Genomic DNA, 15,350 nt, shown 5'->3' on the forward strand with positions numbered 1-15,350 from the left:
GACAGCGGGGGCTGCCCATTTATGGGGAAAGCGCGGAATTTTGCGCCGCTCCACCTCAGTTACAGAAAGACTCCCCCTTGTCCGCCATGCTCAAGATCACCCTGCCCGACGGTTCCGTGCGTGAAGTCGCGCCCGGCACTACCCCGGCGGACATTGCGGCGGCGATCGGGCCGGGCCTGGCAAAGGCCGCCATCGCGGCGCGAGTCGATGGCGAGCTGCGCGACATTACGCGGCCGCTGGAGCAGGACGCGCAGCTGGCGCTGGTAACGTCAAAGGATGAAGCCGACGCGCTGGAACTGGCGCGGCACGACTTTGCGCACATATTGGCCGAAGCGGTACAGGCATTGTTTCCGGGCACGCAGATCACATTCGGTCCTTCGACCGACGACGGCTTTTATTATGATTTCGCACCGAAGGACCGGCCCTTCACTGAAGAGGACCTGCCTGCCATCGAGGCGAAGATGCGGGACATCATCGCTGCCGACAAACCGCTGCAGCGCGAGGTGTGGCAGCGCGAGGACCTGATTGCGCGCTGGCGGGCCGAGGGCGAGACTTTCAAGGCCGAGTGGGCCGCCGAACTGCCGGAGGGTGAGGAACTGACCGTATACCGGTCAGGCGGCGATTGGCTGGATATGTGCCGGGGGCCGCATCTGGCCTCGACGGGCAAGCTCGATCCGGCGGCGTTCAAATTGACCCGCGTGTCGGGTGCCTATTGGCGCGGCGACCAGAAGAATGCGATGCTTTCGCGCATCTACGGCACCGGCTGGCTCAACAAGAAGCAGTTGGCCGAGCATCTGACGCGGCTGGAGGAGGCAGGCAAGCGCGACCATCGCAAGCTGGGCGCGGAGATGGACCTGTTTCACCTTCAGCAGGAAGCGCATGGCAGCGTCTTCTGGCATCCCAAAGGCTATCTAATCTGGCGCGAGCTGGAAGCCTATATGCGTCGCGCGATCGACGCGGCGGGCTATCGCGAGGTCAAGACGCCGCAGGTGATGGACGCTCGCCAGTGGGAGCAGTCCGGCCATTGGGGCAAATATCGCGAGAATATGTTCGTCATCCCCGACGAAGTGCCGAACGCAGAGGATGAAGGTCCGCTGGTGTCCGACAGCGCCGACTGGATGGCGTTGAAACCCATGAACTGCCCCGCGCATGTCCTGATCTTCCGCCAGGGGATCAAGAGCTATCGCGACCTCCCGTTGCGCTTCTACGAAAATGGCTGCTGCCATCGCAACGAGCCGCATGGGGCGCTGCACGGGTTGATGCGGGTGCGCCAGTTCACGCAGGACGACGCGCACATTTTTTGCCGCGAGGACCAGATTGTCGAGGAAGTGCGGGCATTCTGCGCGCTCGCCGACCGCATCTACAATGATTTCGGCTTCACCTATTCGATCAAGCTGGCGCTGCGCCCGGAAAAGCGCTTCGGCAGCGATGAGATGTGGGACAAGGCAGAGAATGAGTTGCGCGACGCCGTTGCCGCCGCTGGCCTCAACACCCCAGAATATGGCTGGGAAGAACTACCGGGCGAAGGCGCCTTCTATGCGCCAAAGCTCGAATGGCATCTGACTGACGCCATCGGTCGGACATGGCAGGTCGGCACCATCCAGTCGGACCGCGTTCTACCGGAACGACTCGACGCATCCTATGTGGGCGAAGATGGCGAACGGCATCGGCCGGTCATGCTCCATCGCGCGATCTTCGGGTCCTATGAGCGCTTCATCGGCATCTTGATCGAACATTATGCGGGCAAATTTCCGCTATGGCTGGCCCCGGTCCAGGCGGTGGTCGCGACCATCGTATCGGACGCCGACAGCTATGCACAGCAGCTGGTCGAGCAGTTGCGGGCCGCCGGAATCCGGGCCGAAGTCGATCTGCGTAACGAGAAAATCAACTATAAGGTGCGTGAACATAGCCTGGCGAAAGTGCCCAATTTGCTGGTCGTAGGCCGCCGCGAAGCCGACGAAGGCACGGTGGCGCTGCGCGAACTGGGCAAGGATGGGCAAAGCGTCCTTTCGATACAGGATGTGGTCGAACGCCTTGCAAAGGAAAGCCAGGCCCCCGATATGCGCTGAGGCAGCAATGCCACATGGGGCCGGTGAATCCGCAACTGCGGACTTGCCGCCCCTTTCGGCTTTGCGCTAAAGGCCGCCAGAGCCGTTTTGTAAGCAACAATAGGAGAAGCCGCTATACGTCCCCCAATGATGCGCCGCCCGCTGGCGCCGCCGCCTAAGTCCGGTCCCCGTTACAATGAGTTTATCACCGTGCCCAAGGTGCGCGTGATCGACGACGAAGGCGAAAATCTGGGCGTGATGTTTACGCAGGAGGCCATGGAGCGCGCTTACGAGATCGGGCTGGACCTGGTCGAAGTATCGCCGACCGCCGATCCGCCGGTCTGTAAGTTTCTGGACATCGGCAAGTTCAAGTACGAAGCCCAGAAGAAGGCGAATATCGCCCGCAAGACCCAGAAGACGCAGGAACTCAAAGAGATCAAGATGCGTCCGAACATCGACGATCATGACTATGATACGAAGATGAAGAAGGTCCACGATTTCATAGGCGACGGGGACAAGGTGAAGATCACCCTGCGTTTTCGCGGTCGCGAATTGTCGCATCAGCAGCTTGGCATGCAACTGCTGCAGCGCGTAGCCGAAAATGTAGGCGAAATCGCCAAGGTCGAAGCCTATCCCCGTATGGAAGGCCGCCAGATGCTGATGGTGCTGGCGCCGAAATAAGCCGTCGTCACGACTGACGCATTTAGCGGGCGGGGTCTGGCACCAGGCTCCGCCCGATTGCGTTGCGCGCTATTTTCGAATGCCGTCGGTTGCGGGATAGTCGCGGACGACCGGGCCGATCATCAGTGGGAGTGGCAACATGGGCGAGGATCTGTATCGGAATGATCCTGCGGACATCTTCATGTGGCGGCGCATGGACGATCGGGTCACAACCTCCGGCCAGCCCAGCGAAGCCCAGATCGCAGCCATAAAGGCGCTAGGCGTCACCCATGTCGTAAACCTGGGTCTGCACAGTCATGAAAAGGCCCTGCCCGATGAAGCGGTAACGGTCGGCGCGCTGGGAATGACCTACATCCATATTCCCGTCGCGTTCGATGCCCCGGCGGAGGCAGACTTTGCGCAGTTCGCTGCAACCATGCGTGACCTTGAAGGCGAATCGATCCATATCCATTGCATCGCCAACTTCCGCGTGTCGGCGTTCCTCTATCGTTACCAGCGCGATGTACTGCACATCGCCGAGCAGGACGCACGCCGCCAAATGGAAGACATCTGGCGGCCCGGTGGCGTGTGGGCTGGCTTTATCGGGGATGAGCAGCGGGTAGAATCGCCTCACTTTTATGCAGGGCGCGATTACTGATGCCAGCCCCGTTCAGCTGACTGGCTTTGGCCGATACAGGTCAGGAAACATCGCCTTGAACGCGGCGAGTTTCGGGGCATCCCAGCGCTGAATATAGGGGTGGCGGGGATTTTTGGACATGAAATCCTGGTGATAGGCGTCCGCCGCCTGAAAGCCCGTAAATCGTTCAACACGGGTGACGATGGGGTCACGCCACAGCTTTGCCTTGCCCAATTGTGCCAGATAGGCGCGCGCCGCCTTGTCCTGCCCAGCATTCAACGGGAAAAGCGCGCTGCGATAATGAGTGCCGCGATCGGGACCCTGATGGTTGAGCGTGGTGGGATCGGCGATCACGGAAAAGAAGACGCGCAGCAGCGTCGCATAGCTGACCTGCGCGGGATCATAGGTCACGCGCACGGATTCGGCGAAGCCCGTATCGCCCTTGGTGACCTGCCCGTAATTCACCTTGCGCCCCTTGGGCCCGCCCGCGAACCCGGAAACAACCGAATGGACGCCCTTCACGTGCGAAAAAACGCCCTCCACGCCCCAGAAGCAGCCACCCGCAAAGATGGCAGTTTCGCGGGCCTGGCGGGATGAAGCATCAACGCTGGGCACGGGTGCAAGCACCGGTCGCTCAGCACGCAGAGGGGATGCGACCAAAACAGCCGCAAGGACAGCAAGGCCTATGCCGTCAGAGCGCCGCATTGGATTGGCTATCGGCTGGCGCGGCGTCACCAGACGCAGCCATGGCCGGGCTGACCAAGGCAGGCGGCTCACTGGGATGGAGCGCGAACATGCCTACAGAGCCGAGTATGAACCCGCCGAAAAAGCGGAGAAAAAGGTCAGACTTCAAGAATGCCACCATGGCCTTCTTCCTTCCATCCTGGCCCCGGAAAGGGCGATGATTAGCAGTCGCCTGCTTAGCCGTGGGTTAACGGAAGCATCTGACTTACAAGTTTCATATTGAAACGGGATATAAGTCGCGACACCTGCCCTGCAAGAGTAGCGAGCACGAAAATTCGCTTCCGACGCTTATTGAGAGCAAGAGGCGGCAGGCGGTGATGCGCGCCTGCCGCTAGCCCCGATACCAGCCATGACTGGTCCCCGTCTTCGAACCGGGAGGGAACCTGCTTATTTCAGCGCGGCGCAGGCTTCCTGGATGCGTGTGCAGGCCTTGGCCAAAACCTCTTCCGACGTCGCATAGCTGATGCGGAAGGCAGGCGAGAGGCCGAAGGCGGCACCATGAACAGCAGCGACCTTCGCTTCGTCGAGGAAATAGCCGATCAGCGTTTCATCACTGTCGATCAGCTGCCCCTTCGGGGTCGTCTTGCCAATGACGCCACTTGCGTCGGGATAGACGTAGAATGCGCCTTCTGGCGTCGGGCAATTAAGACCGGGCGCGTCGTTCAGCATGGAAACGACAAGGTCGCGGCGCTTCTGGAAAGCCGCGTTCCGTCCGACCAGAAAGTCCTGCTCGCCGGTCAGCGCGGCGACGGCGGCAGCCTGGCTGATCGAACAGGGGTTGCTGGTCGATTGCGACTGAAGCTTGCCCATCGCCTTGATCATCCATTCAGGACCACCGGCAAAGCCGATGCGCCAGCCGGTCATGGAAAAGGCCTTCGAACAACCATTCACCGTCAGGGTGCGATCATACAGATCCGGGCATACCTGCGCGACAGTGGCGAACGGGGTGGGCGCGTACCAGACATGTTCATACATGTCGTCGGTCATCACCAGCACATGGGGATGGCGCAGCAGCACTTCACCCAGCTGCTGGAGCTCGCTTGCCGAATAGGCGGCGCCCGAAGGGTTGGAGGGTGAGTTCAGGATGACCCACTTCGTCTTTGCAGTGATCGCAGCATCAAGCTGCGCCGCCGTGATCTTGTAACCTTGGCTGGCGGGTGCTTCGATGAACACCGGCGTGCCGCCAGCGAAGTTCACGATATCGGGATAGCTGACCCAATAAGGCGCGGGGATGATGACTTCGTCGCCAGCATCCACCGTCGCGACCAGCGCGTTGAACAATGTGTGCTTGCCGCCGGAATTCACGCTGATCTGGCTGCGCTTGTAGGTCAGGCCATTGTCGCGCTTGAACTTAAACGCAACCGCGTCCTTCAATTCGGCGGTGCCGTCCACATCGGTATAGCGGGTCAGGTTCTTGCGGATGGCGGCGATGCCAGCCTCTTTGACGAAATCGGGGGTATCGAAATCCGGTTCGCCCGCGGACAGGCCAATCACGTCCACGCCTTCGGCTTTAAGGGCATTCACGCGCGCGCTCATCGCCAGGGTGGCGGACGGCTGGATGCGACCGAGGGCAGCGGAAGTCTGGCTCATCGTAACACTCTTTCTGAAATATCCTCATGCCCGCGCAAAGCGGACGCGAGGCTCCTTAAAGCGGTATGAAGGACGGGGCAACCGCCAGTTGGCCAATGCGATCTGCGGCGGGCCAAATAGCCTATTTGACGAGCGAAGCGGCCACCATCCCACGTGCGGCGTTGCCGATGAAGAAGCCTTTGCTCAGATCGCTCGGCCGCAAGTCGCCTTCCACCGCTTCGCCCATCTCGATCAGGCTGCGGCGCAACACGCCGGGCAGGAGGCCGCGGGACAAGGGTGGCGTAACCAGCTTGTCGCCACGCTCGACAAAGATGGAGGAAAAGCAGCCTTCGGTCAGGAAGCCTTCGGAATCGGTTATCAGCACTTCATAGGTGCCGCCACGGTTCAAAATGTCGCGATACAGCGAACGATCCGTCGTTTTATGCAACAAGCGCGGGTCATGAGCGCCGGCGTTCCGGGACACCAGCGCCACCTGCATGATCGCATTCGGCCAGGTGCGATGTTCGCGCACCTCGATCGCCGTTGATCCACGGCGCGACACCAGCAACCGCAGACGGCTGCGTTCCCGCAGGCGAAAGGTCGCGGCCTGCAGTTCGTTGCGGACATCGTGCCGGTCGAAAGCGAAATCCAGCGCCGTCGCGCTGGCCCTCAACCGTTCCAGATGCAATTCCAGCAACCTGATGCCATCGACCGGGTCGAAAGCCATGGTTTCCAGCAGGTCGAACCGTCCGTCAGCCACCGACATCGAAACTATTCAAGCCCCCTGTAGCCCAAAATCAAGCCCCCGCCAGAAAGCGCCCCTTGGCCAGGCATTCCGCCCATTCCGACGCTGCGTCGGAATCCGCGATGATCCCCGACCCCAGCCCCAAAAGCCCTTCCGGTCTTCCTTCTTCGACGCAAATCGTTCGGATGGCAACATTGAAGGCGGCATCCCCATCGGGATCGATCCACCCCACGGCCCCGGTATAGACACTGCGGGGGAAGGGTTCGACCTCGCCAATAATCTCCATCGCCCTGACCTTGGGCGCGCCGGTGATCGATCCGCATGGAAAGAGCACCCGGAGCACGTCCACAGGCGACAGGCCGGGAAGAAGGCGGGCGCGTATCGTCGATACCATCTGGTGGACGGTAGGATAGCTTTCCACATGAAAAAGGTCCGGGACCGTCACCGTTCCCGCGCGCGACACGCGGGACAGATCGTTGCGCAGAAGATCGACGATCATCAAATTTTCGGCACGCTGCTTCGGGTCGGATTCCAGTTCGCGAGCCAGCATCACATCGCGTCGGGCATCCGCGCTGCGGACCGCGGTCCCCTTCATCGGGCGCGCCGTCAACTGGCCGCGAACGCAAGTGAAGAACAGTTCGGGCGAGAAGGAAAGGATGTCATGACTGCCCGTGCGGATCACGCCACCATAGCCCGCACGCTGGCGCGGCCGGACAGCGGCATAAAGGGCCATGAGGTCGCCGTGAAAGCGCGTGGCGCAGGGGAAGGTCAGGTTCACCTGATAGATGTCACCCGCGCGGATATATTCCTGCACTCGGTCGAATGCGGCGTAATAGGCGTCTTCCTGGATCAAGGGCCGCAGCGGTTCGATCCGCACCCCGGACGGATCGGGCAGCAGCGCCTGCACCGCTTCGGGTTTGATGAACCTCAGGCCGTCGAACAGACCGAACCACAGGAGTGGCGCCGATCCCGGACGGATGTGATGTCGCCTGGCCAGGGGAGCGAGCCGGTCTTCCAGCGCAAGACCTGCCTCGTAGCTCATATAACCGGCGGCGTGGAGACCGGCCTCCCCTGCTTCAGCGATGCGATCAAGCGCGGGTTGCACTTCTTCCAGCCGATAAGCGGCGATGATCGACACGGGGTCGCGATACAGCCGGGCGGGAGCAGCGTTGCGCTCCCGCGCATCGTCGAACAGGACAAAGGCTTCGGTGGGACCCGGCAGGCGCATCGTCGCGTCTTAACAGCCTTTCGCGCGGGCGGAAGAGCAGCGAAGCGATTATCGTTCCAGTTGCGCCGCGCCGGGCAGTGGATCATAGACGCGATCCATGAACGATACGCCCCCGGCCAGCAATCTCGACCGCCCCTTGCGTCCCGCACTGGCGCTGGCGCTACGTGGCCGCTGTCCTGCGTGCGGCGAAGGCCGGATGTTCAGCCATTTCCTTAAACCGTCACCCTGCTGCGACCATTGCGGCGCAAGTTGGGACAAATCCCGGGCGGACGACTTCCCCGCCTATATCGTCATTTTGCTGTTGGGCCACATATTGGTGCCGCTGATGATCGAAGTGAACAGCGCGCTTGCCATTCCGTTGGGGGTGCAAGCTGCTTTATGGCCCTGTCTGGCGGTGATCCTGGCCCTGCTCATGATTCAGCCCGCCAAGGCCGCAGTCATCGCCTTCCAATGGTCGCGGCGGATGGACGGCTTCGCCTGACACCCTTCGACTCAGTCGGGCTGACGCAGGAAATTCTGTTCCATTGCCTCACGCAGGCTTTCATCGATCACGCGGCGCCCTTCCGCCCCATGGGTGACCACCGTCGTGTCGCAGGTCGCGACGCACACGCCCTTTTGGAATGCGGCGGAACTGACCGTCCAACTGGTGCGGCCAATATGGCCGATCCCGCAATGCACTTCGAACGGGTAGGGAAAATGCGACTCTTCCACGAAATTGAGGGAAACGGCCGCGACCAGCCAGCGCACACCCTGTTCCTGCGGATGGCGACCCAGATGGTGGTGGAAACGGATCCGCGCGGTTTCGAATATGCCGGATATCGCCACATTGTTGATGTGGCCCATCGTGTCGATATCCTGAAAGCGCGTATCGAGCGTGGTGATGAAGCTGTACGCTTCCGGGGTCAGACGCCAAGCTTCTGGTTTGGCCATGTCCTGTTCTTCCAATGCGCTATTTTTTATGTGTCTTAGCCTGTGCAGGCCCGGATTCAATGAGGCGGGGAAAATTGACCGCACTGCGACCTTTTTGACACAGCCCACGGGATTCAAGCCAAGTTGATCAACCCAGCGTTTCCATCGGCGGCAATGGACATTGGGCAGGACGCCCAATAGTTTCGCACCCGTCCCCAGCCGGAGATACCATGCGCCGCTACAGCCTGATCGCCATCTTCCTGCACTGGACGATCGCCGCCCTGCTCGCCTTCCAGATCAGCGTCGGATGGGCGCTGGAGGATCTCGGCGCGGGGGGTTTTTCGCTGTACCAGCTGCATAAGTCGGTGGGGATCAGCATTCTTGTCCTGACGCTGATCCGTCTGGCCGTGCGCTTCTGGAAACCACGGCCCGTTCGGATCGAAAGCGGCTGGCAAGGCGCACTCGCCAGCGCTGTGCATGGCGGGCTGTACCTGTTCATGCTGGGCGCGCCGCTGACGGGCTGGGCACTGGTATCTACGGCGCGGGTCAAGGTGCCGACCTTGCTGTTCGGCATCATCCCGATCCCCCATCTTCCCCTGCCCGCTGACGCGCATCAATGGGCCGAAGGGGGACATGGGCTGCTGGCGTGGTTGGGCATCGCCCTTTTCCTGCTGCACGTTGCAGGTGCAATTCGCCACCACATGATGCTGCGCGATGGACTGATATGGCGGATGATGCCCGCGCGATCGCCCATGCTGCTGGTGGCGCTGCCCGGCCTGATGCTGGTGGGGCTGTTGCTGGGGAAAGCGATCCTGCCGGAGCCGGTTGCGGAGGTCGCCCGACCGCAACCCGCTGCGCCCGCGACGCAGGACGAAATCGCCCCGCCCTCGCCCACCAACATCAGTGTCGCCAATGCGGTCGAAACTGCGGTCGCTCCTGACGACGCACCGGCGCAGGCAGAAGAAGCAATCCCGCCGCCACCAGGATGGACGGTGCAGCCCGGCGGACGCGTCGGATTTTCGGTTGATAATAGCGGCGAAACGATCAGCGGTGGATTTTCCCGCTGGACCGCGAAGATCGTCATGGACCCCGATCGCCCGGACAGCGCCGATATCCGCGTGGAGATCGATCTTGCCAGCGCAACCGTGGGCGACGCCTATCAGGACGGGATGCTGGCGGGCGAAGAATTTTTCGACACCGCCGCCCACCCCAGGGCCATCTTCACCGCCAAGGGAGCGGAAAGGACAGGACGAAACAGCTATCGCGCGGTGGGCACGCTCAGCATGAAAGGGGCCAGCCGCCCGCAATCCATCCGCTTCACCCTTTCCGGGACCGGCGACAGCCGCAAGGTCGCAGGATCGGCCAGCATTGCCCGCCTGCCCTTTGGCGTGGGCAACGGCGAAAGCAGCGGCGGTCTGGCCCCGCGCGTGGCTGTCACCTTTCAATTCAATGCCCGCGCTCAGTGACGTCAGCTGCGCATGGATTTGCGGCCCGACTTCTGCCAAACCGCTAGCATGAACCACAAGCCGCAGAACGTCCGTATCGAAGATGGGGTCTTTCTGGGCTTCGTACTGGTCGTTTCGATCGCGTTCGCCCTGGTGGTGGAACCTTTTTTTGCGGCGATCCTGTGGGGGGTGATCGCTGCAATCCTGTTCTCGCCGTTCAACCAGAATCTGCTGGAAAAAATGCCGGGCCGCCCCAACAGCGCAGCCGGGCTTACGCTTCTGCTGATCATTGCCGTGGTGATCCTGCCCGCCATCATCCTGGGCGTCGCGCTGGTGCAGGAAGCGACCCTGTTCTACGGTCGAGTAGAGTCGGGCGAAATCAACATCGCTCAGGTCTTTGCCCAATTTCAGGCCCGCCTTCCCGATTGGGCTTCGGCATTCCTGGCACGGCTGGGCATCACCAATTTCGCCGCCGTACGGGAAATGTTGAGCGCGGGCATAGCCACCAGTTTCCGCGCGGTTGCTGCGCAATTGTTCCAGATCGGCCAGAGCGCGTTCAGTTTCTTCGTAGCGCTCAGCGTTACGCTCTACCTCACCTTTTTCCTGTTGCGCGACGGGCCGTCGCTGGCGGTCCGGCTTGATCGGGCCGCGCCGCTCCGTTTAACGCACAGGCGCGCGCTCATGCAGCAGTTCGTCGTCGTTACCCGCGCGACCATCAAGGGCAGCATCGTCGTCGCCATCGTCCAGGGGATGATAGGCGGCACGGTGTTCTGGGCGCTGGGAATACCGGCTCCCTTGCTCTGGGGCGTGCTGATGGGCTGTTTCTCGCTGATCCCGGCGGTCGGCACCGGGCTGGTGTGGGTGCCGGTCGCGCTTTACCTTCTGGCGACCGGAGCGATCATCAAAGGTGTGATACTGATCGCTTGCGGCGTGTTCGTGATTGGCCTGGTCGACAATCTGCTGCGGCCGATCCTGGTCGGACGGGATACGCGCCTACCCGATTATGTCGTGCTGATCTCCACGCTGGGCGGGATAGACATGTTCGGCATCAACGGCATCGTCATCGGGCCGGTAATCGCAGCCCTGTTCATTGCGACGTGGAACATCGTCACACGGATGCGGACGGGCGACGGAATTGAAGGGCCGCTAACGACCCAGGGCGCAGTTCCACAAGATCACCCCCACCCTTATGAGAGCGGGCCGCTCAAACCCTAAGGCATTTGAGCAAGGAAAAACGCTTTAATGCGCTTCCAGCGCGGCGCTCGCTTCGATCCAGCTTTCCTCAATCGCTCCCAGCTTTTTGTCGACAGCCGCCCGTTTCACCATCAGATCGGTCATCGTCATCTTTGCTTCGGCACCCGATGCACCCTTGGGATCGAACAGAGCCTGGTCGATCCGGCTGCGTTCGGCGGCCAGAGACGCCATCTCCTTTTCCGCCTTGCTGACCGCAGCCTTCAGGCCCTTCTGCTTTTCGCGCCATTCCGCCGCATTGCGCTTTTCCGCCTTCCGGTCGGCCTTGGGCGCGTCGCCTCCCCCACCACCATTGCCGTCCGCCTTGCGCAGCACGATGCTGGTGTAATCGTCCAGGCTGCCCGCAAATTCCTGCGCCGTTCCGCCATCGACCAGCACCAGCCGGTCGGCCACAAGTTCGATCATGTGGCGGTCGTGGCTGACGATCACCACCGCGCCTGAATAATCGTTCAGCGCGTGGACCAGCGCCTCCCGACTATCGACGTCCAGATGGTTGGTCGGTTCGTCCAGGATCAGGAGGTGCGGCGCGTCGCGGGTGATCAGCGCCAGCGCAAGCCGCGCCCGCTCTCCCCCTGAAAGGCTGCCCACCTTCTGCGTCGCGCGCTCGCCCGAAAAGCCGAAGCGGCCCAGTTGCGCGCGCACCGCGCCGGGGGTCGCGCCCTTCATCACCCGCGTCATATGGTCCAGCGGCGTGTCCGTGATGTCCAGTTCCTCCACCTGATATTGGGTGAAATAACCGACGTTCATCTTGGACGAACTGGCCATCGCCCCTTCCATGGGTGCGAGTTGGGCGGCGATCAGCCGGGCGAGCGTCGTCTTGCCGTTACCGTTGCGACCTAGCAGCGCCAGCCGGTCGTCTGGATCGATGCGGAGATTCACTCGCTTCAGCACGGGCGTGTCGCCATAGCCGACCGACGCCATGTCCATGGTGATCAGCGGCGGGCGCAATTCGGGCGGGCTGGGGAAAGCAAAAGCCAGGCTGGGGTCTTCGATTGCGGCGGCGATCGGTTGCATCCGGGCCAGCGCCTTGGCGCGGGACTGGGCCTGCTTTGCGGTCGATGCGCGCGCCGAGTTGCGGGCGACATAGTCCTGCAGCTTTTCCCGCTCTGCCTGCTGCTTGACGCGCGCGGATTCCAGCTGGGCCAGCCGTTCGGCGCGTTGCCGTTCGAATGCGTCATAGCCGCCGGGGTAAAGCGTGATCTTCCCCCCTTCCAGGTGCAGGATATAATCGACGACATTGTTGAGCAGGTCCCGTTCGTGACTGATCACGACGACCGTGCCACGATAGGCCTTCAGGAAATTTTCAAGCCACAGCGTCGCTTCCAGGTCGAGATGGTTGGAAGGTTCGTCAAGCAGCAGCAGGTCAGGTTCCGAAAAGAGCAACGCGGCAAGCGCGACCCGCATCTTCCAACCGCCCGAATAGCTGTCGAGGGGTCGCCCCTGCATTTCCTCGTCAAAGCCCAGGCCGACCAGAATGCGCGCCGCCCGCGCCGGGGCGGTATAAGCGTCAATGGCATTCAGCCGCTCATAGATATGTCCCAGCCGATCCGGGTCCTCGGTATGTTCCGATTCGGCCAGCAAGGTCGCGCGCTCACCATCGGCGGCAAGCACCGTGTCGAATGGTGTGGCGGTGCCGGTGGGCGCTTCCTGCGCAATATAGCCAAGCCGTGTATCGCGGGGCATGTCGCAACTGCCCTCATCCGGGTCGAGTTGGCCGATCATCACCTTCATCAGCGTCGATTTGCCCGCGCCATTGCGGCCGATCAGCCCCACGCGGCTGCGCGGCGGCAAAGCGGCGCTCGCGCGGTCGAGAATGGTGCGGCCACCCAGGCGCACGGTGATGTCTTTCAGGTTCAACATGCGGGGCCCTTAGCAGGAGAACAGCGCAGGGTCAGCCCTTTGCTGCACGTGCGGCATGACCACTTATGCAGAGGCGAACAACTTGGTCCCAACGACGCCCACGACCGTCAGCGCCATGAAAGCGGCCTGAACCGCCGTTACCCTGTCGCCGAACAGAATCACCCCGCCAATGATGACACCCACAGCGCCCAGGCCGGTCCACACGGCATAGGCCGTGCCAGCGGGCAGGCCCCTCATCGCCAACGCCAGCAAGCCCATGTTGAGGAAACTGAGGCTGATCGGCACCACCGACGCCTGCCACGTCGCGATCGTGGCCGCCCATTTAAGGCTGAGCGCCCAGCAGATTTCGGATATCACAGCGATGCCAAGGATGAGCCACGCCATATCAGCGTTCCTTTTTCAGGCGGGCTCGAAAGAAGGATGCGCAAGCCGGAAACCCGAAAGAGGCGGCGCATCCGCAAGGGTGGTGGACAGGGTTGGGTTCGAACCAACGTAGGGGAAACCCCGGCAGATTTACAGTCTGCTGCCTTTAACCACTCGGCCACCTGTCCAGTGCCCTGACACGGTGGACAAAGATGATGTCACCGCGCTGGAGGCGCGCTCAATGGCGAAAGGACGCTTGCCTGTCAATGGTCCGATGTGAAAAGAGCGGTCCATGAAAAAAGGACATCGAACATCCAAGCCCAAGGGCAACTTCCCCCGCTTTTACGGTCGCCATGCCGTGATCGCGGCGCTTGCCAATCCCAACCGCACCGTTCGCAAGATCTGGGGCACGCGTGAGGCGCTGAACGCGCTGGACCTGCCGCCGGTGCTGCCCATCGTCTATGCCGATGTCGCTGACCTGGGGCGCATGGTGCCATCCGACGCGCCACATCAGGGCATTGTGGCGGAAGTCGAGCCGTTGGACGACGTCTGGCTGGGCGACGCGCTGGAGGCAGGGCAGGATGACCGTCGCCCGGTTCTGGTGCTCGACCAGGTGACCGATCCTCATAATGTCGGGGCGATATTGCGTTCGGCCGCCGCCTTTGACGCGCTCTGCATCGTGACTCAGGATCGGCATGCACCGCCCGAATCGGGGGTGCTCGCGCGCGCGGCCTCTGGCGCGCTGGAAATCATGCCATGGGTGCGTGTCGTGAACCTGGCCCGCGCGCTGGATGAAATCGCGGAAGCTGGCTATTGGCGCATCGGCCTAGATGGAGAGGCAGACACGACCCTGGGCGAGGCGATCGGCGAATCGCGGGTAGCGCTGGTGCTCGGCGCAGAGGGTGAAGGGCTTCGCCATAACAGTATGAACCACTGCGATATATTGGCAAAGCTGCCGATCAGCCCACGCATGGAAAGCCTGAACGTATCCAATGCCGCGGCCATCGCACTTTATGCGACGGCCAGTCGATAGAGCCACTCCACTAGGTGATTCCCCCGGCTTCGAAAACGCACTAACAACAATAGGCTGGTTCTGGCAGCGGCGCGGGCGATTGGCGCGCGACGCCGCCGGGACCATGGAGATGGGGGTTTTCAATGGCTGTTCTTTTCCGCTCCTTGGGCGCAATGGCTGCTCTTCTGGCGCTGTCCGCCTGCCTGGTGACGCCGGGCAAGTTCGAATCGACGCTGGACATCCGGGCCGATCGCCAGTTCAGCTTCACCTACAAAGGTGAGATACTCGCGTCGGACATGAAGGGTCTGGAACCCTCTCCTGCCACCCCGGTGGAAGAAACAGAGCCCCAACCGAAAGACAGCGCTTATACAAAAACCGCGTTCACCGCGGGGCAGGAAGAGCGGTTTGACGCCAGCAATGTGCATGGCGACGAAAGGCAGATGCAGGGAATCGCCACTGCCCTTTCAAAGGAAAAGGGATTTCGTTCGGTGCGCTATATGGGGCGCAACCGTTTCGAGATCGATTATGCGATCAGCGGGCGATTAACCCACAGCTTCCTGTTCCCATTCAACAGCGATGCAAAGATCATTTTGCCATTTGTCGCCGTCGAACTGCGCGGCGACGACCGGGTGCGTGTGAAGGCACCGGGATATTCCAGCGATTTCGACCAAAGCGCACCGCCCATGGCGCAAGGCGGGTCTGGCAACGACGCGGCGAAGGCGTTGGACGGCGTCTTTACCCTGACGACCGACGCAGAGATTGTCAGCCAGAATCAGGAAGACGGCGCGCAGACCGTGGCTCAAGGAAAGCGGATATTGTGGAAGATCACGCCACTGACCACCGAAGCGCCAACGGCGACGCTGCGCGTCAGCCGATAGG

General features: G+C 61.8%; 16 protein-coding genes and 1 tRNA gene. 8 read left to right on the forward strand and 9 right to left on the reverse strand.

Going from position 1 to position 15,350, the window contains the following annotated elements:
• Positions 1 to 86: 86 nt before the first annotated feature.
• The 3 genes from thrS (at position 87) to ACI3KQ_RS03945 (ending at position 3,366) form a co-directional block, all read left to right on the forward strand.
• A complete protein-coding gene (thrS, locus tag ACI3KQ_RS03935; protein ID WP_404955452.1) occupies positions 87 to 2,069 on the forward strand; it encodes a threonine--tRNA ligase in 1,983 nt (660 codons plus the stop codon).
• Between the two features lie 126 nt (positions 2,070 to 2,195).
• Positions 2,196 to 2,729: a translation initiation factor IF-3 gene (gene infC / locus ACI3KQ_RS03940; protein WP_167304001.1), complete on the forward strand. Its 534-nt coding sequence runs from the start codon at positions 2,196 to 2,198 to the stop codon at positions 2,727 to 2,729.
• Positions 2,730 to 2,868: 139 nt separating this feature from the next.
• Positions 2,869 to 3,366 (forward strand): protein tyrosine phosphatase family protein, encoded by a 498-nt coding sequence (locus ACI3KQ_RS03945; protein ID WP_404955011.1) that lies wholly within the window; start codon positions 2,869 to 2,871, stop codon positions 3,364 to 3,366.
• A 12-nt stretch (positions 3,367 to 3,378) separates the two neighbouring features.
• On the opposite strand, the gene msrA is transcribed toward ACI3KQ_RS03945, so the two are convergent.
• The 5 genes from msrA to pabB all read right to left on the reverse strand — a co-directional run bounded on the left by msrA (position 3,379) and on the right by pabB (position 7,631).
• The gene (gene msrA, locus ACI3KQ_RS03950; RefSeq protein WP_404955013.1) at positions 3,379 to 4,050 is read right to left on the reverse strand and encodes a peptide-methionine (S)-S-oxide reductase MsrA; all 672 of its coding nucleotides are present in this window, start codon (positions 4,048 to 4,050) and stop codon (positions 3,379 to 3,381) included.
• Positions 4,037 to 4,210 (reverse strand): hypothetical protein, encoded by a 174-nt coding sequence (locus ACI3KQ_RS03955; protein WP_404955015.1) that lies wholly within the window; start codon positions 4,208 to 4,210, stop codon positions 4,037 to 4,039. The genes msrA and ACI3KQ_RS03955 overlap by 14 nt, the downstream gene beginning before the upstream one ends.
• Positions 4,211 to 4,476: 266 nt before the next feature.
• The gene (locus tag ACI3KQ_RS03960) at positions 4,477 to 5,679 is read right to left on the reverse strand and encodes a pyridoxal phosphate-dependent aminotransferase (protein ID WP_404955017.1); all 1,203 of its coding nucleotides are present in this window, start codon (positions 5,677 to 5,679) and stop codon (positions 4,477 to 4,479) included.
• Positions 5,680 to 5,800: 121 nt separating this feature from the next.
• Positions 5,801 to 6,424: an aminotransferase class IV gene (locus ACI3KQ_RS03965; RefSeq protein ID WP_404955019.1), complete on the reverse strand. Its 624-nt coding sequence runs from the start codon at positions 6,422 to 6,424 to the stop codon at positions 5,801 to 5,803.
• Positions 6,425 to 6,455: 31 nt separating this feature from the next.
• On the reverse strand, positions 6,456 to 7,631 hold the full coding sequence (gene pabB / locus ACI3KQ_RS03970; RefSeq protein ID WP_404955021.1) for an aminodeoxychorismate synthase component I: 1,176 nt from the start codon (positions 7,629 to 7,631) through the stop codon (positions 6,456 to 6,458).
• Positions 7,632 to 7,728: 97 nt separating this feature from the next.
• Between pabB and ACI3KQ_RS03975 the strand changes: the two genes are divergently transcribed.
• Entirely contained in the window at positions 7,729 to 8,112 is a 384-nt protein-coding gene (locus ACI3KQ_RS03975) for a DUF983 domain-containing protein (protein WP_404955022.1), read from the forward strand.
• 11 nt (positions 8,113 to 8,123) lie between these two features.
• Here the strand turns inward: ACI3KQ_RS03975 and ACI3KQ_RS03980 are convergent, their stop codons facing one another.
• Complete coding sequence (locus tag ACI3KQ_RS03980) at positions 8,124 to 8,561, reverse strand: acyl-CoA thioesterase (RefSeq protein ID WP_404955024.1); 438 nt, start codon at positions 8,559 to 8,561, stop codon at positions 8,124 to 8,126.
• Positions 8,562 to 8,770: 209 nt separating this feature from the next.
• Here ACI3KQ_RS03980 and ACI3KQ_RS03985 point away from each other — a divergent pair, with 209 nt between their 5' ends.
• Positions 8,771 to 10,006 carry a YceI family protein gene (locus ACI3KQ_RS03985; RefSeq protein ID WP_404955026.1) on the forward strand — a complete coding sequence of 412 codons (1,236 nt, stop codon included), beginning with the start codon at positions 8,771 to 8,773 and terminating at the stop codon, positions 10,004 to 10,006.
• Positions 10,007 to 10,054: 48 nt separating this feature from the next.
• The gene (locus ACI3KQ_RS03990; protein WP_404955028.1) at positions 10,055 to 11,200 is read left to right on the forward strand and encodes an AI-2E family transporter; all 1,146 of its coding nucleotides are present in this window, start codon (positions 10,055 to 10,057) and stop codon (positions 11,198 to 11,200) included.
• Between the two features lie 24 nt (positions 11,201 to 11,224).
• On the opposite strand, the gene ACI3KQ_RS03995 is transcribed toward ACI3KQ_RS03990, so the two are convergent.
• The 3 genes from ACI3KQ_RS03995 to ACI3KQ_RS04005 all read right to left on the reverse strand — a co-directional run bounded on the left by ACI3KQ_RS03995 (position 11,225) and on the right by ACI3KQ_RS04005 (position 13,647).
• Entirely contained in the window at positions 11,225 to 13,096 is a 1,872-nt protein-coding gene (locus ACI3KQ_RS03995; protein WP_404955030.1) for an ABC-F family ATP-binding cassette domain-containing protein, read from the reverse strand.
• Between the two features lie 63 nt (positions 13,097 to 13,159).
• Entirely contained in the window at positions 13,160 to 13,480 is a 321-nt protein-coding gene (locus tag ACI3KQ_RS04000; protein WP_404955032.1) for a DMT family transporter, read from the reverse strand.
• An 80-nt stretch (positions 13,481 to 13,560) separates the two neighbouring features.
• Positions 13,561 to 13,647: transfer RNA gene (locus tag ACI3KQ_RS04005), tRNA-Tyr, on the reverse strand.
• A 104-nt stretch (positions 13,648 to 13,751) separates the two neighbouring features.
• Between ACI3KQ_RS04005 and ACI3KQ_RS04010 the strand changes: the two genes are divergently transcribed.
• Positions 13,752 to 14,492 (forward strand): TrmH family RNA methyltransferase, encoded by a 741-nt coding sequence (locus ACI3KQ_RS04010; RefSeq protein ID WP_404955034.1) that lies wholly within the window; start codon positions 13,752 to 13,754, stop codon positions 14,490 to 14,492.
• Between the two features lie 122 nt (positions 14,493 to 14,614).
• The gene (locus ACI3KQ_RS04015) at positions 14,615 to 15,349 is read left to right on the forward strand and encodes a hypothetical protein (RefSeq protein ID WP_404955036.1); all 735 of its coding nucleotides are present in this window, start codon (positions 14,615 to 14,617) and stop codon (positions 15,347 to 15,349) included.
• The last annotated feature ends 1 nt before the right edge of the window (position 15,350 follow it).

The organism is Sphingobium sp. ZW T5_29 (assembly GCF_044987515.1).
Lineage (GTDB): Bacteria > Pseudomonadota > Alphaproteobacteria > Sphingomonadales > Sphingomonadaceae > Sphingobium.

Excerpts from the sequence above, each read along its gene's own strand:
- ACI3KQ_RS03960 (WP_404955017.1), bottom strand. The coding sequence starts at position 5,679 with ATGAGCCAGACTTCCGCTGCCCTCGGTCGCATCCAGCCGTCCGCCACC.
- msrA (WP_404955013.1), bottom strand. The coding sequence starts at position 4,050 with ATGCGGCGCTCTGACGGCATAGGCCTTGCTGTCCTTGCGGCTGTTTTG.
- ACI3KQ_RS03995 (WP_404955030.1), bottom strand. The coding sequence starts at position 13,096 with ATGTTGAACCTGAAAGACATCACCGTGCGCCTGGGTGGCCGCACCATT.
- ACI3KQ_RS03965 (WP_404955019.1), bottom strand. The coding sequence starts at position 6,424 with ATGTCGGTGGCTGACGGACGGTTCGACCTGCTGGAAACCATGGCTTTC.
- ACI3KQ_RS04000 (WP_404955032.1), bottom strand. The coding sequence starts at position 13,480 with ATGGCGTGGCTCATCCTTGGCATCGCTGTGATATCCGAAATCTGCTGG.
- ACI3KQ_RS03955 (WP_404955015.1), bottom strand. The coding sequence starts at position 4,210 with ATGGTGGCATTCTTGAAGTCTGACCTTTTTCTCCGCTTTTTCGGCGGG.
- pabB (WP_404955021.1), bottom strand. The coding sequence starts at position 7,631 with ATGCGCCTGCCGGGTCCCACCGAAGCCTTTGTCCTGTTCGACGATGCG.
- ACI3KQ_RS03980 (WP_404955024.1), bottom strand. The coding sequence starts at position 8,561 with ATGGCCAAACCAGAAGCTTGGCGTCTGACCCCGGAAGCGTACAGCTTC.
- ACI3KQ_RS03990 (WP_404955028.1), top strand. The coding sequence starts at position 10,055 with ATGAACCACAAGCCGCAGAACGTCCGTATCGAAGATGGGGTCTTTCTG.
- ACI3KQ_RS03985 (WP_404955026.1), top strand. The coding sequence starts at position 8,771 with ATGCGCCGCTACAGCCTGATCGCCATCTTCCTGCACTGGACGATCGCC.
- ACI3KQ_RS04015 (WP_404955036.1), top strand. The coding sequence starts at position 14,615 with ATGGCTGTTCTTTTCCGCTCCTTGGGCGCAATGGCTGCTCTTCTGGCG.
- ACI3KQ_RS03975 (WP_404955022.1), top strand. The coding sequence starts at position 7,729 with ATGAACGATACGCCCCCGGCCAGCAATCTCGACCGCCCCTTGCGTCCC.
- thrS (WP_404955452.1), top strand. The coding sequence starts at position 87 with ATGCTCAAGATCACCCTGCCCGACGGTTCCGTGCGTGAAGTCGCGCCC.
- infC (WP_167304001.1), top strand. The coding sequence starts at position 2,196 with ATGATGCGCCGCCCGCTGGCGCCGCCGCCTAAGTCCGGTCCCCGTTAC.
- ACI3KQ_RS04010 (WP_404955034.1), top strand. The coding sequence starts at position 13,752 with ATGAAAAAAGGACATCGAACATCCAAGCCCAAGGGCAACTTCCCCCGC.
- ACI3KQ_RS03945 (WP_404955011.1), top strand. The coding sequence starts at position 2,869 with ATGGGCGAGGATCTGTATCGGAATGATCCTGCGGACATCTTCATGTGG.